Source organism: Tessaracoccus luoxuelianae, assembly GCF_054483915.1.
In genome coordinates, this window is the sequence record NZ_CM137013.1 from 232623 (window position 1) to 256098 (window position 23476).

At 68.9% G+C, this 23476-nt stretch carries 21 protein-coding genes; 8 read left to right on the forward strand and 13 right to left on the reverse strand.

Features of this window, described 5'->3' with window-relative positions:
- Positions 1-15: 15 nt before the first annotated feature.
- From lacZ to ACX1D1_RS00805, 4 genes are all read right to left on the reverse strand, one after another.
- Positions 16-3024, reverse strand: a complete 3009-nt coding sequence (gene lacZ, locus ACX1D1_RS00790) for a beta-galactosidase, LacZ type (RefSeq protein ID WP_459055520.1) — start codon at positions 3022-3024, stop codon at positions 16-18.
- A complete protein-coding gene (locus ACX1D1_RS00795; RefSeq protein WP_459055521.1) occupies positions 3021-3833 on the reverse strand; it encodes a carbohydrate ABC transporter permease in 813 nt (270 codons plus the stop codon). Before ACX1D1_RS00795 ends, lacZ begins: the two co-directional genes overlap by 4 nt.
- Positions 3826-4785 (reverse strand): carbohydrate ABC transporter permease, encoded by a 960-nt coding sequence (locus ACX1D1_RS00800; protein WP_459055522.1) that lies wholly within the window; start codon positions 4783-4785, stop codon positions 3826-3828. The genes ACX1D1_RS00795 and ACX1D1_RS00800 overlap by 8 nt, the downstream gene beginning before the upstream one ends.
- 71 nt (positions 4786-4856) lie before the next feature.
- Positions 4857-6161, reverse strand: a complete 1305-nt coding sequence (locus tag ACX1D1_RS00805) for an ABC transporter substrate-binding protein (RefSeq protein WP_459055523.1) — start codon at positions 6159-6161, stop codon at positions 4857-4859.
- Between the two features lie 224 nt (positions 6162-6385).
- Between ACX1D1_RS00805 and ACX1D1_RS00810 the strand changes: the two genes are divergently transcribed.
- Positions 6386-7429: a LacI family DNA-binding transcriptional regulator gene (locus tag ACX1D1_RS00810; protein WP_459055524.1), complete on the forward strand. Its 1044-nt coding sequence runs from the start codon at positions 6386-6388 to the stop codon at positions 7427-7429.
- A gap of 48 nt (positions 7430-7477) precedes the next feature.
- A complete protein-coding gene (locus ACX1D1_RS00815) occupies positions 7478-8197 on the forward strand; it encodes an NYN domain-containing protein (protein ID WP_182781268.1) in 720 nt (239 codons plus the stop codon).
- Positions 8198-8222: 25 nt separating this feature from the next.
- Here the strand turns inward: ACX1D1_RS00815 and ACX1D1_RS00820 are convergent, their stop codons facing one another.
- From ACX1D1_RS00820 to ACX1D1_RS00830, 3 genes are all read right to left on the reverse strand, one after another.
- Entirely contained in the window at positions 8223-9119 is an 897-nt protein-coding gene (locus ACX1D1_RS00820; RefSeq protein ID WP_459055525.1) for an LppM family (lipo)protein, read from the reverse strand.
- A gap of 152 nt (positions 9120-9271) precedes the next feature.
- Positions 9272-10246 carry a squalene cyclase gene (locus ACX1D1_RS00825; protein WP_459055526.1) on the reverse strand — a complete coding sequence of 325 codons (975 nt, stop codon included), beginning with the start codon at positions 10244-10246 and terminating at the stop codon, positions 9272-9274.
- A 122-nt stretch (positions 10247-10368) separates the two neighbouring features.
- Positions 10369-10989, reverse strand: a complete 621-nt coding sequence (locus ACX1D1_RS00830) for a LysE family translocator (RefSeq protein ID WP_459055527.1) — start codon at positions 10987-10989, stop codon at positions 10369-10371.
- 98 nt (positions 10990-11087) lie between these two features.
- Here ACX1D1_RS00830 and ACX1D1_RS00835 point away from each other — a divergent pair, with 98 nt between their 5' ends.
- The 6 genes from ACX1D1_RS00835 (at position 11088) to ACX1D1_RS00860 (ending at position 15510) form a co-directional block, all read left to right on the forward strand.
- Positions 11088-11549, forward strand: coding sequence for an Lrp/AsnC family transcriptional regulator (locus tag ACX1D1_RS00835; protein WP_182781264.1), 462 nt, complete (start codon positions 11088-11090; stop codon positions 11547-11549).
- 80 nt (positions 11550-11629) lie between these two features.
- Positions 11630-12619 (forward strand): alpha/beta hydrolase, encoded by a 990-nt coding sequence (locus tag ACX1D1_RS00840; protein WP_182800220.1) that lies wholly within the window; start codon positions 11630-11632, stop codon positions 12617-12619.
- Between the two features lie 5 nt (positions 12620-12624).
- Complete coding sequence (locus ACX1D1_RS00845) at positions 12625-13539, forward strand: alpha/beta hydrolase (RefSeq protein WP_459055528.1); 915 nt, start codon at positions 12625-12627, stop codon at positions 13537-13539.
- Positions 13540-13705: 166 nt separating this feature from the next.
- On the forward strand, positions 13706-14446 hold the full coding sequence (locus ACX1D1_RS00850; protein WP_459055529.1) for a hypothetical protein: 741 nt from the start codon (positions 13706-13708) through the stop codon (positions 14444-14446).
- Positions 14446-14691 carry a helix-turn-helix domain-containing protein gene (locus tag ACX1D1_RS00855; RefSeq protein WP_459055530.1) on the forward strand — a complete coding sequence of 82 codons (246 nt, stop codon included), beginning with the start codon at positions 14446-14448 and terminating at the stop codon, positions 14689-14691. The genes ACX1D1_RS00850 and ACX1D1_RS00855 overlap by 1 nt, the downstream gene beginning before the upstream one ends.
- A gap of 84 nt (positions 14692-14775) precedes the next feature.
- A complete protein-coding gene (locus ACX1D1_RS00860) occupies positions 14776-15510 on the forward strand; it encodes an FMN-binding negative transcriptional regulator (protein WP_459055531.1) in 735 nt (244 codons plus the stop codon).
- Positions 15511-15567: 57 nt separating this feature from the next.
- On the opposite strand, the gene ACX1D1_RS00865 is transcribed toward ACX1D1_RS00860, so the two are convergent.
- The 6 genes from ACX1D1_RS00865 to ACX1D1_RS00890 all read right to left on the reverse strand — a co-directional run bounded on the left by ACX1D1_RS00865 (position 15568) and on the right by ACX1D1_RS00890 (position 23472).
- Positions 15568-16500: a putative endonuclease domain-containing protein gene (locus ACX1D1_RS00865; protein ID WP_459055532.1), complete on the reverse strand. Its 933-nt coding sequence runs from the start codon at positions 16498-16500 to the stop codon at positions 15568-15570.
- A 123-nt stretch (positions 16501-16623) separates the two neighbouring features.
- Complete coding sequence (locus ACX1D1_RS00870; protein ID WP_459055533.1) at positions 16624-19071, reverse strand: beta-glucosidase; 2448 nt, start codon at positions 19069-19071, stop codon at positions 16624-16626.
- A 477-nt stretch (positions 19072-19548) separates the two neighbouring features.
- Positions 19549-19914 carry an SHOCT domain-containing protein gene (locus ACX1D1_RS00875; RefSeq protein WP_459055534.1) on the reverse strand — a complete coding sequence of 122 codons (366 nt, stop codon included), beginning with the start codon at positions 19912-19914 and terminating at the stop codon, positions 19549-19551.
- A 64-nt stretch (positions 19915-19978) separates the two neighbouring features.
- A complete protein-coding gene (locus ACX1D1_RS00880; protein WP_459055535.1) occupies positions 19979-21187 on the reverse strand; it encodes a hypothetical protein in 1209 nt (402 codons plus the stop codon).
- A gap of 161 nt (positions 21188-21348) precedes the next feature.
- On the reverse strand, positions 21349-22911 hold the full coding sequence (locus ACX1D1_RS00885) for an SLC13 family permease (RefSeq protein ID WP_459055536.1): 1563 nt from the start codon (positions 22909-22911) through the stop codon (positions 21349-21351).
- A 69-nt stretch (positions 22912-22980) separates the two neighbouring features.
- Complete coding sequence (locus ACX1D1_RS00890) at positions 22981-23472, reverse strand: DUF1269 domain-containing protein (protein WP_459055537.1); 492 nt, start codon at positions 23470-23472, stop codon at positions 22981-22983.
- Positions 23473-23476 lie beyond the last annotated feature (4 nt).

Here is a 23476-nt window from a genome sequence, read left to right on the forward strand (position 1 = left end):
CAGCGGGGGCGGCCGTCAGCGGATGCCCTGGAAGGCGAACCTGAACACCAACTCACCCTGCGGCAGCCGGTATTCCGGATGGGTCATCGCGCCCCAGCTGTCGTCGCCGCCCACGCCGCGACGCATCAACGCCGGGCGCAGCACCGTCTTCTGGATCGGGGGCAGGTCCACCGGGTGGGCCGCGTTCTCGATCTCGAACGGCGTCCACGGCAGCGCCGAGAACTCCATGGGCTCGTCGACGGCGTCGAAACGCAACCCCGCCCCGCGACCGTCAGTCACCGTCGCCCACCGCACCCCGGTGTGGCTGCCCGACTCCTGCGGCCGAATGTAGGGGGTGAGCTCCTCCGCGACATCCGCCGTCCACACGCCCAGGCGTGCCCCCGCGCGACGATCCACGTAGCTCTCCTCCGGACCCTCCCCGTACCACCTGAGCGTGTCCAGCTCCGGGTCCGTGACCAGCATGAGCCCGAACTCCGGCATGTCGGTGAGACCGTCACCGGGTCGCACCGTCAGCGTCACCTGCACGCGACCCTCGCCGTCGACCAGGTACACGACGTCGCACTCCCCCGCCGGGCTGCTCGGCAGCTCGTAGGTGTAGCGGATCTCGACGGCGTCGCCCACCACCGTGGCGGTGGGACCTGCCTCGCTGGCCTCCGCGTAGCGGCTTGCCAGCGCCCATTGCCCGTCCCTGAACGGCATGTTCCAGCCGCGCTCGTTGGAGGTGGGTGCGTGCCAGAAGTTGGGCTTGGGGATGCCGCGCACCAGTTCGCGGCCGCCGTCGGAGCTCAGCCCGTACCGGTACGAGACGAGCCCTCCGTACAGCTTCGAGAACAGGGCCGTGAAGTGCCGCCCCCGCACGCCGAAGTTGTGGATCCCGTCGATGAGGACCGGCGCCGCCGAGGGCGCGACCGGCGCGGGCTCCCCCGCGACAGTGAACACCGCCTGCTCCCACGACACCTCATGCCCCGCCGGAGCCCAGGACGACGCCTGGGGAACCCGGAATGACACCTCGACGGTGTACTCGCCCGCGGCGTCGGGCAGGTCGATGGGCAGCGGGTAGCTGCTTGTCTCCCCCGGCTCCACCGAGGTCTCGACGGTGGCCTCCGCCAGCACGCGACCCTCGCGACCCAGCGTCACCACGCACTCGTAGTTCGACGTCGGCGTGAACAGCAGCCGGTTCTCCACCTCGAACGAATCGCCCGAGATCTGGATGTTGAGGCCCTGGTAGAGCTTCTTGACCTCCTGCAGCTTCGGCGACGGCGAGTGGTCGGCGAACACGATGCCGTTTCCGCTGAACTCGGCGTCGTGGGGCGTCTCACCGCAGTCCCCGCCGTAGCCGAAGTACGCGTTGCCGTGGCGGTCCGTGAGCGCGATGGCCTGGTCCGAGAAGTCCCAGATGAAGCCGCCCTGGTACAGCGGCTCGCGGTAAGCCAGGTCGATGTACTTGTCCACGGCCCCGAACGAGTTGCCCATGGTGTGGGCGTACTCGCACAGGATGTACGGCTTGTCCCGGTTGGCGGCGAGGAACTCCTCGATGGCGGCCGCCGGGGTGTACATGGTGCTGACCACGTCTGTGGTCTCCGGGTAGCGCGGGTCCCAGTGGACGCCCTCGTAGTGCACCGGGCGGGTGTCGAGCGCGCGGAAGTGATCCGCCACGTCCCGCAGGTTGGTGCCGCCGAAGGACTCGTTGCCGCAGGACCACATGACGATGCTGGCGTGGTTCTTGTCCCGCTCCAGCATGTTGCTGGCGCGGTCCAGCAGCGCGTCGCGCCACTCGGGCAGGTCGCCCGGCACCGCCTGCTCCAGCGTGACGCGCCCTCGCACAACGGCGTCCCACATGCCGTGGGACTCGAGGTTCATCTCGTCGATGACGTACAGGCCGTACTCGTCGGTGAGCTCGTAGAGGAACGAGTTGTTGGGGTAGTGGCTGGTGCGCACCGCGTTGATGTTGTGGGCCTTCATCAGGCGGAGATCCGCCTCGGTCTGCTCGCGGCTCATCACCCGGCCCTCAAGCCCGAACTCGTGCCGGTTGACGCCGTTGAACACCACCCGACGGCCGTTGATCTTCATCACGCCGTCCTCGATGCCGAAGCGGCGGATGCCCACGCGCTGCGGGATCACCTCGACGACGGCGCCGGCCGCGTCGAGCACCTCGACGGTGAGGTCGTAGAGCTGCGGATCCTCGGCGCTCCAGAGGAGCGGAGCCTCGACGGCGACCGCAAGCACCCCGTCGTCACCCGCGGTCAGCTCACCGACGCCCGCGAGCCGGGCCCGCACGGAGCCCTCCCCCTGAAGCGACACTGCCAGCCGAACCTCTGCCGACGCCAGGTCCTCCGCCACCGGAGTGGTGATCCGCAGGTCCTCGGCGTGCACCCGGGGGCGGCGGTAGAGCATCACGTCACGGAACAGGCCGGAGAACCGGTAGAAGTCCTGGTCCTCGATCCATGCCGCGCCGCTCCACTTGTACACCTGCGCCGCGAGCTTGTTCTCACCGTCGACGAGGGCCTCGGTGAGATCGAACTCCGACGGGGTGAACGCGTCACCGCCGTAGCCGATGTAAGTGCCGTTCAGCCACACCGCGACCGTCGACTCCGCGCCCTTGAAGGAGACGCTCAGCCGCTCGCCGTCGGCCAGCGGATGGTCGAGCGTGAAGTGGGTGACGTAGCTGCCCACCGGGTTGAACTTCTGCGGGATCTCGCCCGGCCAGATGTCCTCGAGCCCGTCCCACGGGTGCTGGACGTTGGCGTACTGCGGCCGGTCGTAGCCCTGCAGCTGGATGTGGCCGGGGACGCGGATGTCGTCCCAGGCGTCCACGTCGTAGTCAGCGGCCTCGAAGCCCGACGGCGCGAGCGTGAGGTTCTTGGCGTAGTGGAACTTCCACACCCCGTTGAGGCACTGCTCGAAGCTGCTCGAGCCCAGCGACGCCTCGGCCGGGCCCGCGAACCAGCGATGGTCCGAATGCGCGGCGAGCCGGTTCTCGGCGAAGTAGGTGGGGTCTGAGATTCTGGTTGGATCGAATGTCACTTGATAGCTCCTGTGATGCCCTCGGCGAAGGCGCGCTGCAGTACGAGGAAGACGATCATCGTGGGCAGTGACGCCAACAGAACGGCGAGCATCAGCACTCCGTAGTCGGTTACGTAGCCGGCGCGCAGGTTCGAGATGAGCATCGGCATGGTCTGGAAGTTGTTGTTGATCAGGATCACCTTGGGCCACAGGAAGTTGTTCCATGCGGTCATGAAGGTGATGACGGCCGCGGCCGCCAGGGTGGACTTCATCGTGGGGAGGAAGATGCGGAAGAAGATGCTGATCTCGCTCAGCCCGTCGATCCGTGCCGCCTCGATGATCTCGTGGGGGAAGGACCGGGAGGCCTGCCGGAAGAACAGCACCAGGAACGGGGTGGCGATCGCGGGGAGGATCACCGCTCCCACCGAGTTGATCATCCCGAAGTCGGCGAACATCTGGAACAGCGGGATCATCGTGGCGGCGAAGGGGATCATCATCGCCAGCAGCAGGAACCCCATCAGGCGGTCCTTGCCCTTCGAGTGGAACACCTCGAAGCCGTAGCCGGCGATGGAGCACACGAGCAGCGCCAGCACCGTGGTGCCGACGGCGTTGACGGTGGAGTACCACATGGCCGAGGCCACGTCCTGCTGGGAGACCAGCGAGGCGAAGTTGTCGAACAGGGCCGTGCCGGGGATCATCCTCGAGCTGAGGACGTCCTGGCTGGTGTTGGTGGCGGAGACCACCATGAAGTACAGCGGGAAGATCGACACGATCGCCGAGACGGCGAGGAAGGCGTAGGAGGGCACGCGGCGCCACTGGGTCTTAGTCACGCTTATCACCGATCTTCATCTGGATGAACGCCAGGACCGCCACCATGATCAGGATCACGTAGGACAGCGCGGCGCCGTAGCCGAAGTTGGGGTTCCTCTGGAAGGACACCTCGTACAGGTAGTGCGACATCGTCATCGACGTGTACGCCGGGCCGCCCTGCGTCAGGTTCCAGGACTCGTCGAACAGCTGGATGGTGCCGTTGGTCGAGAGGATCGCGGTGAGCAGGATCATCGGCTTGAGCTGCGGGATGGTGACGTACCAGAAGGTCTTGAGCGAGCTGGCGCCGTCGATCTTGGCGGCCTCGAGCGAGGAGTAGTCGATGTTCTGCAGCGCGGCGAGGTAGAACACCATGTTGTAGCCGGTCCAGCGCCACAGCAGGCCGAGGATGATGACGAATCGTGCGGTGTCCGTCTCGCCCAGCCAGTTGACGGGCGAATCGATGAAGTTGAGCCCCATGAGCATGTCGTTGACAAGGCCGTCGTTGGCGAACATGGTGCGGAACACCAGCGAGTAGGACACCAGCGACACCGCGCAGGGCAGGAAGATCGCGGTGCGCCACAGGCCCTTGTACCGCAGGGTCTTGTCGTTGAGCAGGTTGGCCAGCACGAGCGCGACGATCAGCATGATCGGCACCTGAATGATCAGGTAGATGAACGTGTTCTGGACGGTGAGCTTGAAGATCTCGTCGCTGAAGAGGCGCTGGTAGTTGTACCAGAGGGGATCGGCGAAATCGAGCCTGGTGCCTCGCCCTGTCTGCATTGACAGGATGAAGGCCTGGGCCATGGGCCAGAAGTTCATCCAGAGGATGAGGACGGCAGCCGGGATGAGGAAGATCCAGCCGGTGAGGTTGCGCTGCGCCTCGATGCCGAAGCGACGGCGCTTCGCGGGCGGGGAGCCCGCGTCGTCGGGCGGGGCCGTCTTGCGGACGGCCACCCGGGAACGTTCAGTCATATGTATCAGTCCACCTTTCGCGCGGGTGGGGGCCGGTTCACCCGGCCCCCACCACGATGACTAGCGAGGAATCATTCCATCGCGAATTCGACGGCCTGCTGGGCCTCCTCGAGTGCGGCGTCGATGTCTCCACCGGCGACGACCTTGGTGAGCGCGGCGCTGACCGAGTCACGGCCCTCGTAGTAGTAGACGCCGGTGTTGTTGCTGGGCACCTCGGCCGCGAACTCCAGCACCTGGGTGAAGATCGGCTCGCCACCGAAGAACTCCTGCGGCTCGGAGTACACGTCGCTGTCTGCGGCAGGCAGCCAGTTGGCCAGTGCGCCCGAGGCCGGCAGGATCGTGTCGTAGAGCTCGTTGGAGCCGGCGAAGGTGGTGTTCAGGAAGTCAGCCGCCAGGTCCTTGTCCGCGTTGGCGCTGATGGCCCAGGACGAGCCGCCGTTGGCGGAGTAGTGGGTGGCGCCGTCGATGCCGTCCAGCTTGGGCAGGTTGGTGATGGCCCACTTGCCGCTCTGGTCCGCTGCCGACTGGATGGAGCCGAGGATCCACACGCCGTTGATGGTGCCGGCCACGTTGGAGTTCACGAAGGTGCCGATGTACTCGTCCCACGAGTTGACCTCGACGAACACGCCGGAGTCGACGAGCTCCTTGTAGATCTCCATGGACTTGACCAGGGCCTCGTTGTCGACGATCGTGGGGTTGCCCTCGTCGTCGAACAGGCTGCCGTTGGCGCTCTGCAGAATGATCATCAGCTGGTCGGACGCGCCGGCCAGGCCCGAGAGCAGCGGCTTGCCGGTCTTGGCCAGCACATCCTTGCCCTTGGTGATGAACTCGTCCCACGTGATGTCGGTGAAGTCCGCGACGGTGTAGCCCGCCTCCTCGAGCACGTCGGCGCGCAGCGCGGTGATCGCGGTGCCGTTGTCGAACGGGAGGCCGTAGTTGACGCCGTCGACGGTGGAGTAGGCCACCACGCCCTCGGGGAACTCGCTGAAGTCCACGTCGGTGTCTGAGTAGTCGTTGAAGAGGTCCGGGTAGTTGATGACGTTCTTCTGGAACGCGTTGTTCTGCATGAGGAAGATGTCCGGCAGCTCGCCGGTCTCCTGCGACTGCGCCAGGGTGGTGAGCTTGGTCTGCAGGTCATCCCAGGGGGTTTCGATCACTTCGAGCTCGAAGTCGGGGTTGTCCTGCTTATAGATCTTTTCGGCCTCTTCGAGGGCGTAGATGTTGAAGGCGGGGTCCCAGGCCCAGACGGTGAGCTTGCCGTCGCCGGTGTCCCCGTCGGAACCGTTGCTGCCGGTGGAGCCGTTGTCTCCGCCGCAGGCGGTGAGGGCCAGCGGAACCACGACGGCCATGGCCGCGAGCTTCTTCCACGAATTCATGAAAACTTCCTTGTCTGTTGTGGCTGCACCGAGGCACGGGTCGGTGCGTCCCGGAAGGCGTCCTCGCCTACGTCGGTGACCAATGTTTACGTAAACTTAGCACGTCCCCAGGCGGCCGATATAGGGGGTCAGATAACGGTCTGATAACACTTGTTCGCCTGTAGTGCAGGGGCGTGTTGCTGGGATGGTGACGTCAACATCGGAACCGGGCTACACTCCGGGCCATGGGGACCGTCTCGGGTCGAGGACGACGCAAGACCGGCCCGTCGATCGAAGACGTGGCCCGGCTGGCGGGCGTCTCAGCGCAAACCGTGTCGCGCGTGTCGACGGGTGCGGATCCCGTGCGCCCGGAGACCAAGGCGAAGGTGATGGCCGCCATCGCGCAGCTCGGCTACTCCCCCAACCGGGCCGCCCGCGCGCTGCGCAACGGCTCCTTCGGCACCCTCGGGCTCCTGGCCCACCGCTACGAGCGCACCGGCGAGGTGCTCACCACCGGCGCCGTGGTGAAGGCGGCAGACGAGGAGGGCTACACCGTCACGCTCCTCAGCATCGATGACGAGACCGCCGTCGCCGAGGACTGGGAGAGCGCCGCGCACCGCATCTCCAACCAGGCCATCGACGGGCTGATCATCATCCGCGCAGAGGAGGCCACCCCCGAGACACTGACGCTCCCGGCCAGCATGCCGGTGGCCGTGTCGGATTCGCGGCTCGTCGGCCACTATCCGGCGGTGATGGCGGACCAGGTGCAGGGCGCCCGAGACGCGACCCGCCACCTGTTGGGGCTCGGGCACCGGATGGTGCACCACCTGTCCGGACCGGCCGAATCGGAGCCGGCCCTGATGCGACGCGCAGCGTGGGAGCGGGCCCTCGAGGCGGCGGGCATCCACGCTCCACCGGTGTGGCAGGGGGATTGGACGCCCGCGTCGGGCTACGCGGTAGGGAGGAGGATCGCGGAGGACCCGGACGTGACCGCGGTGTTCGTCGCCAACGACGAGATGGCGTTCGGGTTGATCCGCGCCCTCCACGAGGCGGGGCGGCGGGTGCCTGAGGACGTCTCGGTGGTGGGGTTCGACGCCATCGCGCTGAGCGAGTACGCCTATCCACCGCTGACGACGGTGCGGCAGAACTTCGACCAGATCGGCCACGCGCTGGTGAGGCTGGTGCTCTCCCAGATCAGGTCGACGGGTGCGATGGCGCGCCACGACCGGGTCGTCGTCCCGACGGAGCTGATCGTCCGGGCCACCACCGCCCCGCCGCCCCCGCGCTGACGGAGGGCGCGCACGCGGTAGGTTCGTGCACGACGAAGGGGAACCCAGATGAGCAAAGAGACACCGCGGGAAGCACGGCTGGCCGTGCTGATCGACGCCGACAACGCCCGCGCCACCCACATCGACCAGCTACTCGTCGAGGTGGCGAAGTACGGCCGCGCCTCCGTCCGGCGCGCCTACGGCGACTGGACGTCCACGCAGCTCACCTCGTGGAAGACCGAGCTGCTCCAGCACTCGATCCAACCCATCCAGCAGTTCAGTTACACCACCGGCAAGAACGCCACGGACAGCTCGCTGATCATCGACGCGATGGACCTCCTCCACGCCGGCAACCTCGACGGCTTCTGTCTGGTCTCCAGCGACAGCGACTTCACCCGCCTGGCCGCCCGGATCCGTGAGGACGGCAGGTTGGTCTACGGCTTCGGTGAACGCAAGACGCCCAAGCCCTTCGTGGCCGCGTGCGACACGTTCATCTACGTCGAAAACCTGACGACGGCGGCGCCGTCGGTCAACAAGGCTGCGACGGTGACCACCCAGAAGCTCACCACCGACGCTTTCCTGGACAAGCTCCTGGCGGAGGCCGTCAACGCGGCCGCGGGCGACGACAACTGGGCCAACCTCGGCGTGGTGGGCAGCAACCTGTCGCGGTTGGCGTCGGACTTCGACTCCCGCACCTGGGGCTTCGCCAAGCTCAAGGACCTGTTCGCGGCGCACCCCGGGTACGTCATCCAGTCCAAGCCGAACGAGGTGCTGGTCCAGCCCAAGTGACCAGCCCAGGGGCTCGACGGCGGGCTCAGCCCGGCGGGCCCCACGGATTGCGTGGTGGCTCGTTGGGTGGCGGCTCGTGGGCGGGCGGCGACTCCGGCTGCGGCGAGTCCATGTAGGACGTGTCGGCATAGTCGCGCACATCGCGCTGTGGCGGCTGGGCGGCTGACCCACCCGTCGGCGGAGGGGGCGCATAGCCGCCTGCCGGATCAGCTGGGGGTGGATACGCGGGAGCAGCCGGATAGCCCCCGGGCGGTGGCGGGTAGCCCCCGGGCGGTGGCGGGTAGCCCCCGGGCGGTGGCGGATAGCCCGGACCGGGCTGCGCCGGGCCAGACCACGGCGCGGGCCCAGGCGGAGGCGGCTCGCCGGCAGTCGTGCGCTTCCACAGAAGAAGCCCCACGACGATCCCGGCCGCCACCAGGAGCCCTGCCCCCAGCCACGGCAGCAGCGTGAGGAGCGCATTCGCCTCCTTCGCCGTCGCCCTCAGCCCTTCGGCGGACATCAGGTCCGTGGCGTTTGTCCACGTGACGGTGGTGCCGTCCACCGTGCTCGATCCGCTGTGCGAGATCACCTCACCCGGAAACGTCACCGCGACTCTGAAGTCCGTGAACATCGCAGCCGCCATCGTCGAGTCTGCGCCCGATTCCCCACTCAGCTCACTCCCAGCCATGACGAAGGTGTATTCGCCGTCCTGGTGGACGATGGTGAGCGTGTCGGACGAGCCGGCCATGGCATCGAGCGGTGCGTTGCTGGCCTCCTGCACGCAGCCGATGAAGCCCCCCTCGTTGTAGGGCGTGACCGTGACGCCGGGCTCCGCCTCACAGGACCCGTCCAGCGAGTCCGCGTACTCGTCCTGGATGGCGAGCAGCATGGTCATGTTCACGGTGTCCCGCGCGGTGATCTCGATGTCGGCGTCCAGCTTCACGCAACCGGTGACAACGAGGAGCAATGGCAGAAGAACAAGCGCCCGGGCGGGCCCCCCAAGTGGTCTCATGCACTGACCGTAGCCGTGACGTCGGTCCATTTCTCGGCCATAGGGGGGTTATCCACAACCTCGCTCCCCTTGCGTGAGGTTGTTCACAGTTCGTCCCACCAGCGGAGCACCCTGATGGCGTGGAAGGTCAGCCACGGTGACGGCTCACCCTTCGGGACGTCGATGTCGAACCACACCTGGCCCTTGTAGCGCCCTCCCTGCGGCCAACGGCCGTCATCAAGCCGTGCCGCCCGGACCAGCTCGATCGCCTCGGCGGCCCTGGGGTCCGGAGGCACGCCGTCGAACTCCGATGCCTCCCGCAGGTGGTCCAGCACGTTGAGGGCGCTGTAGACCCACCGGAACGGGTAGGCAAAGTAGCCCACCCACTCACCCACCACCTCGCCGGTGCTCAGCCTGTACATCAGCCGGCGTTCCAGCAGGTACTCCTGCGCCCGATGGCGTGCGGCCTTGAGCCCGTCGTGGCCGCCGACCGCCCGCTCGTACGAGAGGATCCCCCGCAGCGAGTTCAGGGTGGAGTGGAAGGAGGACCGCGTCGACCCCTCCACCCACTCGCAGTTCCAGCCCCCGTCGGCCTGCTGGTGGGCCGGGAACCAGTCGGCGATCCCGCTCACGTCGGCCCCTAGCCAGGCGCCGTTGGCCAGGGTGAACGCGTTGATGCAGCAGTCCACCTCGCCGCCCCAGTAGGGCAGGTCGTCGTACTCCCAGCGACTGTTGGCCGCCAGCTTCTCGGCGGTCCCGGACAGCGCCGAGGCGTCCAGGCCCCACTCCCGCAGCGTGTTCAGGGTCCAGGTGGTGGCGGTGTAGGGCTGGCCCTCGTCGTCGTCGGGGTGGTTGAGCGCTCGCGGGTCCGCCCGGGTGGGGAAGTACGCCCCGCCCGCCCACTGCCCGTCGTCGTCCTGGAGTGCAAGGAGGCGAGCGCCCATCCCGCTGGTGGCGATCTGGGCGCGCGTGGCCTGCCAGACGGCGTCGGGTTCGCCGAGAAGGTCGCGTTGGACCTGCCAGCGCAGTGCCGGGTCCGTGTCGAGCAGCCAATCGATGAGTTCGGGGTCCTCAGGCATGCGATGAGCCTAGGCGCCTCTCGCGTGCACGACACGCCGTCGCGAAGGAACCTCGACGACAACTGCGGCATCGCGGGCGCACTCGCACGGCGTGTCGTGCACCCGGGAGCGACGGGGGAAGCTCACGCCAGGTGGAACTGCTCGAGGAGGAGGAACCCGCCGAGAGCCATCATGATCACGCCGCTGGCCCTGCTGACCGCCAGCGCGACGGCGGGGCGGCTACGCAGCATCGCCTTGGCTGAGGCGGCCACCGCGAAGTAGACGACGGCTGTGTTGAGGAGGTGGACCCCGCCGAGCGCGAGCAGCTGCGCCCACATCGGCAGCGCGGCGTCCTCTCGGGCGAACTGCGGCAGCAGGGCGAGGAACAGCAGCACGACCTTCGGATTGAGGCCGCTGACGGCGAACCCGGCGACGGCGTTGCGTAGGGCGCCGGCGTCGCCGTCTGCATCGCCCGCACGGATCGTCGACGGCGCCGCCCATGTCCGGTAGCCCAGCCACAGCAGGTAGGCCGCCCCGACGCCGGTGAGCAGCGCCAGCGCGAGCGGGAGCCGGGCCACCAGCGCCCCCACTCCCGCGGCGACGATGAGCGTCGCGAGGAGATGCCCCGCCAGCATCCCCACGACGGCGGGCGCCACGCTGCGGTGCCTCAGGCCCGCGGCGATGGCGTAGGCCCAGTCCGCCCCCGGCGTCAGCACGAACAGCATCGACACGCCCGCGAACGCCACCGCCGCACTCAGATCCATCTTGTTGCCTCTCCGTCGCCTCGACGCTACTCACGCGAGCGTCCGAAATATTTGCCACTTCTTCGTCGAACCGGCTGGACGGTGGAAGACTTCACGCCATGGACGCTATCGACAGGAAGATTCTTGCTGAGCTCGTCGAGGACGGCCGCCTGTCGCTGACCGAGCTGGCGGATCGGGTGCAGCTCAGCCTGTCGCCCTGTCATCGACGGGTGCGCAAGCTCGAGAGCGACGGCGTCATCGCCGGCTATCACGCCTCCCTGGACCCGAAGGCCCTGGGCCTCGAGTTCGAGGCGCTCCTGTTCATCACGATGCGCAGCGCGGATCACGAGACGATCGACGCCTTCGAGCGCAGCGTCCACGCCATCCCCGCCGTCGTCCAGGCGCAGCGGCTCTTCGGCGACCCCGATTACCTGCTCCGCATCCTCTGCGCCGATCTGCCGGAGTATCAGCGCCTCTGGGACGAGGGACTCTCCACCCTGCCCGGGGTGCAGAAGCTGGTCTCGACCCTGGTGATGAAGACGGTGGTGGACAACCGTCCCCCACCCCTCGGCAGGCGGTGACGGGGCACCCGGTCCAGGCCCGAACACGCGTCGGACGGTCCCAGCTCCCCCGCGCTCGGGCGTGCAGGAAGAATGGGGCCATGCAGATCTTCACCCAGACCGTCGGCCACGACGCCCCCCTCACCTGCTACGTCCAGGAGCCGAGCGCCGAGCTCGCCAACGCAGCCGTCCGCCCCGCCGTCCTCGTCCTCCCCGGCGGCGGCTACTTCATCACCTCGGACCGCGAGGCAGAGCCCATCGCGCTCGCGTACCTCGCTGAGGGCTTCAACGCCTTCGTGCTGCGCTACGCCGTCGGGCCCGAGTCGCCGTTCGAGATGTCGTTCGACGACGCGAAGGCCGCGCTGGCCTGGATCCGCGACAACTCCGCCGAGCTGCACATCGACCCCGCGAAGGTCGCCGTCGTCGGGTTCTCCGCCGGCGGGCACCTGGCCGCGAGCCTCGCCACCGCCGCCGAGGACAAGCCCGACGCGCTGGTGGCCTGCTACCCAGTGACGCTGGAGGAGTTCGGCCCGCCCGTGGGCAAGGAGATCGTCGACGTGCCCAGCCACGTCTCCGCCGACACCCCGCCCACCTTCCTGTTCAGCACCTCAGACGACACCGTCGTGCCCATCCGCAACTCGATCGCCTTCCTCGCTGCGCTGGCCGAGCATGCCGTGCCGTTCGAGTCGCACATCTATCTCCTGGGTCCGCACGGGATCAGCCTCGCCAAGCCGCTGACCGCTAGCGGACAAGGGCCGATGGTGGAGTCGTCGGTCGCGGGGTGGCTGCCGGATTCCGTGCGCTTCCTCCGCACCGTCTTCGGGGACTTCGCCGTGGAGGGCGAGCCCGAGACCTACCAGACCTTGCTCAACCGCCGTCGCGTGAGCCTGGACATGCCGCTCGGACGCCTCGTCGCCGACGAGCGCGCAGCCGACTCGCTCCGCCGGCACGCCCCGGCCCTGGCCGCCGCGATGGAGACCGACCCCTTCGTCGGGTCGGCGTCGATCCGCCAGGCGCTCGGGCATCAGCCGGGCGCGGTCTCGCCCGAAGCCCTGGCGGCGTTGGAGCGCGAGCTCGCCGAGCTCGGCTGACCGCGGTGGACATCTCTCGGGTTGATCCGGAGCTCCGCGCCCGGCTCGGCCGGATGCCCGCCATGCATCTGGAGAACCGTGTGGTCCTGGCCGCGGCAGGGCGAGTGTCGCGGGTGATCCCCGGAAAGCGGGTGGACGGCGTGACCCGACGCATTGTCCGCCTGGGCGACGGGGTGAGCCTGCGGGTCTACACACCCGCGGCCCCGTCGGGCGCCGGGCTGCTGTGGATCCACGGCGGCGGGCTGGTGCTGGGCGCCGCAGCCATGGACGACCGCTTCTGCGGCGACACGGCCCGGCAGCTGGGGGTCGTGATCGTCTCTGTCGACTACCGCCTCGCCCCCCGACACCCCTTCCCCGCGGCCCTCGACGACGCGCATCGCGGCTGGGAGTGGCTGACGTTCCACGCCGGGCAGTTGGGCATCTCGACGGCCCGGTTGGCCGTCGGTGGACAGAGCGCCGGCGGCGGGCTGGCGGCCAGCCTGGTTCAGCGCCTGCACGACGAGGGCGCGGGTGTCGCGGCGCAGTGGCTGTTCTGCCCCATGCTCGACGACCGCACCGCGCGGGATCGCACGCGCGACGTCGAGGACCACTTCGTCTGGAGCAACCGCTCCAACCTGGTGGGGTGGCGTTCCTATCTGGGCGCAGCCTTCGGGACCGACGACGTGCCGCGCTACGCAGTCGCCGCCCGGCGCGAGGACCTCTCCGGGCTTCCGCCGGCGTGGCTGTACACCTCGGACATCGAGCTGTTTCACGACGAGGACGTCGCGTACGCGCAACGACTGCGGGCCGCGGGCGTGGACACCACGCTTGATGTGATCTCCGGGGCTCCGCACGGAGTCGAGGCGTGGGCGGCAGGCAGCGGGATCGCGCGGAGCCTCCTCAAGCGGGCGCGACGCTGGCTCGGCCACGCCTTGGGGTAGTCAGGGCCATCGGCGCTCTGCATCCTGCTATCCAGGGAGCGGTTTGTGTGCATATACACAGAACCCGCCCTCTGGATAGCAGGATGCAGACGACCCCTTGCGCTTTCCCTCCACTGCGCGTACCTTAACGATTATCGTTGTTATCGACAATCGTTAGGGGCACGTGATGTTCGGTGGGGCTGCAGTTCTGGTGCTGGTGGCAGTGGTGATGCTCGCGGCGGCGGTGCTGCTCGTCGGTCGCGGGCGGCTGGGCGGGGACACGGCCACCCTCCGGGTGGTCCGCGGAGGGGCGGTGGTCTACGGCGTCATCGTCCTCATCCTCACCGTCCTTGCGGTGGGGAGCCAGCTCCTCCTCGACACTGTCGAGGTGGCCCTCCCCACCGAGACGTTCTGGCCGGTTCTCCCTGAGGGCGTCGAGATGTTCCCCGGCGGCGACGCCCGCTTCGTGGGCGGCGGCTTCACCGAGGCGTTGGCGTCCGTGACCGGCCTCGGCCTCGCCACCCGGGCGCTGCTCGCAGCCGGCACGCTGGTCCAGGGCCTCACCCAACTCGCCGTCACCTGGGCGGTGTTCCTCATCGCGCACCGCCTCCTCGCCGGCGAGCCGTTCCGCCCCGTCGTGCGCAAGGCGGTCCTGGTGGCCGCGGCCGCGCTCATCGGCGGCGGCCTCCTGTGGCAGGTGCTCTTCGGAGTCGGCGAGTTCATGGCGGCCAGGGAGGTGCTCGGATCGCTTGGGTGGGGCTGGGACGAGAGCCTCGGGCTCGAGGATCCCTCTGTGCTCATGCCCGCACCGCAGCTGAGGCTGACCATCGCGTTCTGGCCGATCTTCAGCGGCCTCGCGCTCGCGGCCGTCGCGGCGGCGTTCCGCTACGGCGAGGAACTCCAGCGCGACACGGCAGGACTCGTCTGATGGTCCCGGCCGAGCCCGACGAGGACACGGGCATCCACTGTCGCCTCGACGCGCTCCTCGCAGACCGCGACATGACGCTGACCCGGTTGAGCGAACTGGTGGGGGTGAGCGTGGTCAACCTCAGCGTGCTGAAGAACGACCGTGCCCGAGCCGTCCGCTTCTCCACCCTGCGAGCCATCTGTCGGGTGCTGGACTGCGAGGTGGGCGACCTGCTCGTCCTCGCCGACGCCGGGTCGCGGCACTGACCCAGCCGTCGCTGAACCCGCGGGGACCAGTGGCCGTCGAGCCCGTGAGTGGGCAGCCGACCGCACCCGGATACCATTCCGCCCATGGACCTCGACCCACCCCCCAGCCAGGTGTACGTGCCCGCCAGCCAGCGGGTGGACGACGTCGAGCGTTGCCGGGCGCTCCTGGAGGAGGTCGGGGCGGCGCTGTGGATCACCGGAGGCGACGGGGCCCCCTCCGCGACACTGCTGCCCACCGTCTGGGGGCAGGGCCGCCTGATCGCCCACGCGTCGGCCAGCAACCCGCAGTTCGACCTCCCCGAGGATGAACTCACGCCCTGCCGGGTGGTCATCCAAGGCGCCCACTCGTACGTGAGCCCGCGGTGGTACCCGAGCGTCCAGCCCTCCGAGCACGGCGGGGATGCCCGCGGCCGGGCGGCGGGCCGCGCCGTCGGGACGTGGGATTACGAGCAGGTGCAGATCGCGGGCTGGCTGCGCGTCCACCGAGACCCCGACCGCCTGTGCGCCGAGGTGATGGCCCAGGCCACCGCGCTCGACGCCGACCGCTTGACCGACGTGCCGGACGCGGCAGATGCCCACCGAGGCCCCTGGTCCCGTGCCGAGGCGCCGAAGGACTTCATGGCGGCCATGCTGAGGGGGATCGTCGGGGTGGAGCTCGAGATCACCGATGTGGTGGGCCGGTTCAAGCTCTCCCGCAACCGCACCGACGCGGATCGCGCCGGCGTGGTCGAGGGATTGAGGGAGCGCGGCCGGGAGCGGGATCACCGTGTGGCCGACGCCGTCGAGGCGGTGGAACCGCTGCCCCGTGGCGGGGCCTGAGCCGACCCCCTTCCAGAGTGTGGCGGGACGGACGGTCTACCCTCCCCGGATCCCCACTCACGAAACCCCTTCCCGCCGGCACCTCCGGCATCGACGCCTGATGCCCGTCCATCCCCTCAATTGGAGTGCCCGGGCGAGCTGGCTGGCCGTCGCGCACGGGCGATGCGTGACGTCATGCCAGCCGTACCGGAGATTGAGATAGCCCTCCAGGGAGAGCCTGTTGTCACGCTGCATGTCGCGGAATTTGTCCTCATGCCCCAGGTGTCCATCCAACTCAGCCACCACGGCGAACTCGTGCCACACGTTGTCAGAGCGGCTCTGGACCAGGAGACTCTCCTGGCGCACGGGCTCCGGGAGGTCATGGGCGTGGATCACCTCGGTGAGGAACCTCCACTCGAGCACGGACTCAACCCCCTGGGCAGCCTCCTCACAGAGGTCGAGCATCAACCGCCGGAGCTGCACGCGCCTGCGGGAGTTGATCTCATCACGAAGCTCGACCGCCGTGATCTTGCCCTGGCTGATGGCCCGCGTGACCACAGCGATGAGGTCGTCCTCGTCGGTCTCTCCCCCAGTGTCCAGGAGCGCCGTGAGCACCTTGGTGCGAATCGGATCTCCTTCGCCCCCACGCTTGCCCCGCCTGAAAACCACCTGGACGGTCGCATCGCTGATGGGATCGATGCGATGACGCCCGGGGTGCCAGACCGTGATCTGCTCTGGAGCCTTGGTCGTCAGCTCGTCCAGATGCAGGGCAGCCAAGCCGCTGATCGCCGAGCCGGCACCGGCCCTGACCAGACCGGCCCAGCACCAGCTGGTGAACGTCGGCGGGGTGACGCAGTAGAGGCCGGGCCCCATCCGGGTCCACTGTTGCCGCCACCGTTTGAGCGCCCCCTTCGGAGCATGCAGGTCCGTCAGTTGGGTGGAGGACACGACACCGGCCTGGGCCTCAGTCAGCTCGAGCAGCTCCTGGGAGGGGTTCTTGCGGGCTATCACGCCTCCACGATCGGCAGCGCGCCCCCCGATTTCCCGCCTCAGCCTGGACCTGTGAACAACTGGTTCGCGGGGTGGGGGTCCTGGGATGGTAGACGATCCCCGGATCCCCACTCCCGAATCACCTCAGCGCGCCGAGCCCTCCATTCCCGGCCGCGATCCCATGACGAAGCGCAGCACCCGCCCCGCGACCGCCTGGATCTCCGCCCGGCGCACGCCGTCGGCCTTCGCCAGCGACCGCAGTAGCGAGCGGTCCTTCCCCTTGCGCAGCCAGTCGACGGTGGAGCCCGGCATTAGCACGTCCACCCCCGCCCGCACCCGGTAGGCGGAGTCCCACACCTCCGGGAAGTGGGGGTCGCGGGAGTGCTGCATCCACCAGTCGGTCATCACCATGCCGTCGTAGCCCCACTGCTCGCGCAGGATGGTGGTGATGAGTTCGTAGTTGTAGTGCGCCCACACGCCGTTGATCTTGTTGTAGGAGGTCATGATGGTCTGCGGCCGCGCCTCCTTGACGCAGATCTCGAAGCCCTTGAGGTAGATCTCGCGCAGCGCCCGCTCGGAGACCCGGGAGTCGTGCCTACTGCGGTTGGTCTCCTGGTTGTTGGCCGCGAAGTGCTTTGGACACGCCGCGACCCCCTGCGACTGCACCCCGGCCACCACCGCGGCCCCCGTCCGCCCGGTGACCAGCGGGTCCTCGGAGAAGTACTCGAAGTTGCGCCCGCACAGCGGGTCGCGGTGGATGTTCATGCCGGGGCTGAGCAGCACGTCGGAGCCCTTGCGGACCATCTCGCGCCCGTGCTCGGCGGCGAGCTCCCGCACCAGTACCGGGTCCCAGGTGGACGCCAGCGCTGTCCCGCAGGGGAGCAGCGACGCGTAGGCGCTCAGCCGGATGCCCGAGGGCCCGTCGGTGCAGGTGACCGGCGGCACCCCCTTGGCGCGGAGCGTCTCCAGAATCCCGCCGAACACGCCAGCGTTGCCGGCGGCGCCGAGCGGGCTGTTCATGCGGCCATGCCCGCGGGTCAGCGCCTCGAGTTCCTCGTCGCTGAGCTGCGCGACGAACTGCTCCATCGACTTCCGCCCCGCCGCGACATCGCCCAGCGCGATGCCCTGGTCCCCCGTCACCGGCACCTCGGCCGGAAGGTGCTCCGCGATCCGGGTCCGGAGGTCGACGGTGCGCACCGGCACGTCCTCCCACCCCGGCCGCGTCACGTCGCCGGCGCGGAAGACCGTCATCCGGCGGAACGCGGCCGCCGGATCGACGGCGCACGCCTCGGCCAACTGCTCCACGACCCGCAGCTCACGCACCGTGAACTCCCCCACCTCGACGGAGGACCGCACGTCCGCGCCGAGGAAGAAGCGGTAAGCCCCGGGCTCAAGCACCCACGCCGAGCGGTGACCGGTGGCCCCGCCGTCGTCGTAGGACGACAGGGCGTCCACCGGCACGGTCAGCTGTACCCGCTCCGACCCCCCGGGTGACAGCTCGCCCGTCTTCGCATACCCCACGAGCGCCCGGGCGGGCTTCCCCAGCGCGCCGTCGGGCGCCTGCACGTAGAGCTGCACCACCTCGCGCCCCGCCCGCGACCCTGTGTTGGTGACATCGACGGCAACCCGCACCTGGTCGTCGGCCACGAGCTCGGCCCCCGAGAACCCGAACGTGGCATACGACAGGCCGAAGCCGAACGGGAACTGCACGGTGTCGCGGGCGAAGGTCTCGAAGTAGCGATAGCCGACGAACACGTCCTCGGCGTAATTGTTGAAGTCCTTGGCGCCGAAGTTGCCCGACGTGGGGTAGTTCTCGTAGTGGCGCGCGATGGTGTCGGTGAGGCGCCCCGATGGCGACACCGCCCCGGCGAGCACGTCGGCCACCGCCCGCGCCCCCTCCATTCCGCCCTGCCACGCGAGGATCAGGCCTGCGAGACGATCCCCGTACTCCTCCACCCAGGACAGGTCCATCACGTTGCCAGTGTTGACGACGGCCACCACCCGCTCGAACCGTGCGACGACGGCGTCCAGCATGGAGCGCTCGGCGTCGGTGAGGTAGTAGGAGCCCTTCTCCAGGACGTTCTCGCGGTCCTCACCGGCGGCGCGTCCGATCACCACGACGGCCACCTCCGCCGTGTTCGCCACCCGCGACACCAGCCCGGGATCCAGCGGCATCTCCTCGAAGTGTCGCGGCCAGTTACCCCAGTACCCCTCGTCGGGCGGGTTGGCGGCGGACCACACCTCGTAGGCGGCGGCCAACTCTCCGCTCACCGCGACACCCGCCTCCCGCAGCGCCTCCAGCAGGGACACGCTGTAGGGCGGCTTCACGTCGCCGCCGGAGCCATAGCCGACGGCGAACCAGTCGCACTGCACGCGCCCGAACACCGCGACCTCCGCGCCCGCCGACAGCGGCAGCACCCCGCGCTCGTTGCGCAGCAACACCAGACCCTCGGCGGCCGAGCGACGGCACAGCTTGACGAGCGCGTCTGAGAGGGTCGGGTCCGTGTCGACGAGGTCCGCCGATTGTTGGGTCAGGCCGTTGACGACGGTGTGCATCGCCTTGCGGTAGGGGCGCCAGAGTTCCTGCGGCATGGGGGCTCCTGGGAGGACTGTTCAGAGTGTGGGTTCTCAGACGGTAGACCGACCCTGAGCCACCACTGTGTGGAGCCCCCATCCTAGGCGAAACGCTTCGACGTCGCCAGGGGGTCCCGCTTCGAGCGTCCGACCAGCGCACCCAGGTTGCGCAAATCCTGCCGGGCTGGGGCTCGGCGCCTGTGTTAGCTCGCGCGGCCCGCGCTATAGCGCGGGCCGCCGAATCGAGGGCGGGCGCCTCGCGACGCAAGGCAGGCGCCGGGAAGGAACGCAGGCACCGGGACGCAAGACAGGCGCCGAGACGCAAGACAGGCGCCGAGACGCGACGCAGGCGTCGGAACGCAACGCAGGCGCCAGAAACGCCGGCGACCCACCCGGGCCGTCAGGCCGGAGTGGGTCGCGGTGGTGCCGTCACCGTGCGCACGTAGGCAATCACCGATCAGTCATGTCCTGGCTGCGGCGCACCGGATCGGCAAGTCAGAGGCCGAGCAGCTTCGCCTTCGCCGCGGTGAACTCCTCAGCCGACAGCAGACCCTTCTCGTGCAGCGCAGCCAAGCGCTCGAGCTGGGCCAGCGGATCCGCAGGGGCCTCAGCCGCGACCGGGGCCGGGGCCGCCGGAGCCGGTGCGACAGCGGCCTGCTGCGCCGCGACCGCGCGAGCCGCCGCATCGTTGATCGCGGCCTCCTGGGCCTGGGCCCGGGCGAAGGCGAGTTCCTGCTCCTGCGCCGCGGCGGCCTGCTGCTTGGCCGCCACGTTTCCGGAGACCTTCGTGGCGGTGCCCGCGATGACGGCCGTGCGGGCCGCGGTGCCGAGGAGCCCGGGGCGCCTGTTGCGTCGAATCATGTCATTCCTCCCTCTGTACAGACGGTCACTCGGCGGCGCCGAGGCCCGGTGGTGCCGACGTGGGTCAGCTTCCGATGCGGGCCGCGATGAGCCCGGTGACGACCACGGATGTGATGGTCACCGTCGAGAAGCCGGCGATGATCATCTTGGGAAGGATCGCGCCCTCGATGGCCGCGACCTCCTCTGGGCTCTCGCCCGCGCCCTTGGCCGCTTCCTGGGACAGGATCATGGTGCCCGGGAAGCCGTACAGCGAGGTGAGGCCGATGGCGATCGACATGGGAATGGTGTAGCCGAGCAGCTTGCCCGCGATCCCGGCGAACAGCGCGATGCCGATCACGCCGAACAGGAAGGCGAGGAGCAGCGGAACCGCGAGCGCCGCGACGTCGGCCGGCTCCACGGTGGCCAGCGGGCCGAACACCAGGATCATGATCGACAGCATCATGAGGCCGTAGGCGTCGATGCCATTGAGGATGCCGGGCTTGAAGATGCCGAACGCGCGCAGCGCGATGCCGAAGATCAGCGCCACCACGAACGTGTTGAGGATGCCGCCGGTGAGGTTGTTGATGAGGATCGACACCAGCACCACCGCACCCACCACGAGCAGCGTGCCGGGCGTGGTGCTGAGGAAGGCGGGCATCTTCGACGGGGCGGCCTCGGCCGTCGAGGCGGCCGCGGCCGGTGCCTCCAGCCGTCCGGCGCGGTATTCGCCCTTGAGCCGGGTGGCCTCCTGGCGCAGGATGATCGAGGTGAGCGGGAAGCCGATCAGCCCCTGGAGGGCAGCGATCAGCACCGGGAAGATCGCCACCGAGGTGAGGCCGACGCCCAGCGCCGCCTCCTGGATGATGAGGACGGAGATGGTGCCGCCGCTGAGCGATCCGATGCCGGCCACCACGTAGTCCATCGCCTGCGACACACCGTCATAGGCCCCCTGGCGCCGGCCACCACCGAAGACGAAGCCGGCGATCCACAGCAGGACGCCGATGCCGACAACCGTCGAAATGCCCACCACCAGCGTCTTCCACTGCCGCTTGAACTCGTCGATGCTGATCAGGGTGCCGAGGTGGACGATGATGAAGCCCACGACGACGCCGCCCAGGCCGAGCAGCGACGAGCTGGCCAGGAGGTCGTCGGGGAAGATGTCGGTGAGGAAGCCGACGAAGAAAATGATCGAGGCGACGAACAGGGAGGACAGCAGGGACTGCGTCTTCTTCGCCACCCAGTCGCTGACCGTCCACACCGCCATGACAATGGCGAAGGCGAGCACCGCGTTCATATGAGTCTTTCCTCCCGATGGGCACAGCTGAACACCGCAACACTTGCGCCAACCACCACCCTGGGCATCACCCGTAGCGGGTGGGTACACCGAGAAATCCGCCACCCGTGGATCGGCTCACGACTCCCTGCTACCACAGGTGGTCCTGCCGGTCCCGATCCTCAGAACGGCCAGAAGAACGGAACCAGGAAGATCCCCGCCAGGCCGTAGAGCAGCAGCAGCGGAAGACCCAGCTTCCAGTAGTCGCCGAACCGGTACCCGGCCGCCTCCATCACCATCAGGTTCGCGGGCGTCGCCACCGGGGTGAGCAGGGCGCCCGCCGCGAACACCGCGATCGACAACAGCACGGGCACCGGGGACACGTCGAGTTGGACCGCCGCGGACAACCCGACGGGGATCACGATCAGCGCCGTGGCTGTGTTGCTGATCAGCTGCCCGAGGACGGCGGTGATGAGGAAGAGGCCGGCCAGCAGCGCGTACGGCCCGGCGTCACCCACCAGCGCCACCAGCCCCTCGGCGAGCGTCTGCGCCGCCCCGCTGGAGACCATGGCCGCCGACAGCGACATCATTCCGCCGACCAGGATCACGGTGGTCCATGAGATGCCCCGATAGGCCTCGTCGACCTTGAGCACGCCCAACGTGACCATCGCCATCGCCGCGACCACTCCGGCAACCGGGGCCGGCACGAGGCCGGTCGCGAGCAGCAGAACCATGCCCGCGAGAACTCCGATGGCACGCTTGGCCCCCTCACCCAGGGGCACGGCCTGGCGGCGGACCACGTCCGGGCTGTCCACCGCGATGATGTTGGGGTCCAGGGCAGCGTTGTCCAACGCAGCCCAGGAGCCCTGGAAGAGCAGTGTGTCTCCAGCGGTGAGGGTGAGCTCCTCACGGACGTCCTGGCCCTTGTGGTGCATGGCCGCGACCACCAGTTCGCCGCTCTCGGTAGTCATCCCCCGGTAGACCACGTCACCGATGAACGACGACCGGGGCGGGATGATGAACTCGGCGGCGCCGCGGCCGCGCTCCATGAGCGTGGCGTGCGAACCCTCGACGCCGTAGTGCTTGGCCAGCGTGTCCCCATGCGCGCCGAAGTCCCGCAGCGCCCGGGCGGGGGTGCGCATCGGGATCAGCTTCGATCCGAAGAGGATCACCATGAGGATGGTGACCAGGACGAGCGGGACGCCGATGGCCGCGATGCTGAACAGCCCGACCCGCTCCCCCGTGACGGACTCCACGTAGTCCGCCACCAGGACCGTCACGGGCGACCCGGTGAGCATCAGAAGGGACCCCGCGTGGGCGGAGAACGCGGTGGGGAGCAGCAGTTCCGACGGGGAGCGCTTCCCCCGGATGGCGATCACGACGACCACCGGTGTCAGTGCCGCGACCGCACCGTTGGGGCTGATCAGCGCGGTCAGCACCGCGACGACGAGCATGACCGTCACCATGAGGCGGGTCTGGCTGTCCCCGCCGTGTTTCATGGCGAAGTCCCCCACCCACGCGGTGACCCCCGTCTTGTCCAGCGCCTCGCTGACCACGAACAGGGCGGCGATGAACAGGACGGTGGGATCTCCGAATCCGGCGGTGGCCTCCCCCAGCTCAAGCACGCCCGCCGCCCACAGGGTGAGCGGGACGAGCAGCGCCACCACCGCGACGGGGAGGCGGTCCAGGATGAACAGGACCACCGTCGCACCGAGGACGACGAGGGTGATCACGCTTTCGGTCAAGGGAGGCTCCGGGTTCCTGGAGTGACGGTGGAGGACGGCCCGCGCTGAGTTCAGGCGGGCCGCCCGGGATCAGGCCTCGGTGCCGGAGAGTTCCTCGGCCAGGGCCTTTTCGTCCTCATCCGACAGGGAGGTCTTGAGGACCGTGCCGCCGAACTCAGCCATGGCGGCGGAGAACTTGTCTTCGGTGATCTTGGAGGCCATGACGACCAGCGCCGCCTTGCCGGGGGTGAGGAGCCCGTCGACGCGTTCGCGCAGGCTGCGGTTCACGCCCGCCTTGCTGGCCGCGCCGGCGAGGGCACCCCAGGCGCCGCCGATGAGCAGGCCGAGCCCGGGGACGAGGAACAGCAGGCCGATGATCATGCCCCACATGGCACCGCCGGTGGCGGACACGCCGACGATGGACCCGGGGGTGTCGATGTGTTTCTTGCCGTCCTCGTCGACCCGCACGACGGCGAGGCCGGAGAGGTTGACGACGAAGTCGCGTTGCAGGCCGATGACGGCGTCCTGCGCCTTCGTCGCGGTGGCGTGGTCGTCGTAGCCGATGATGATGAGTTCAGACATGGCG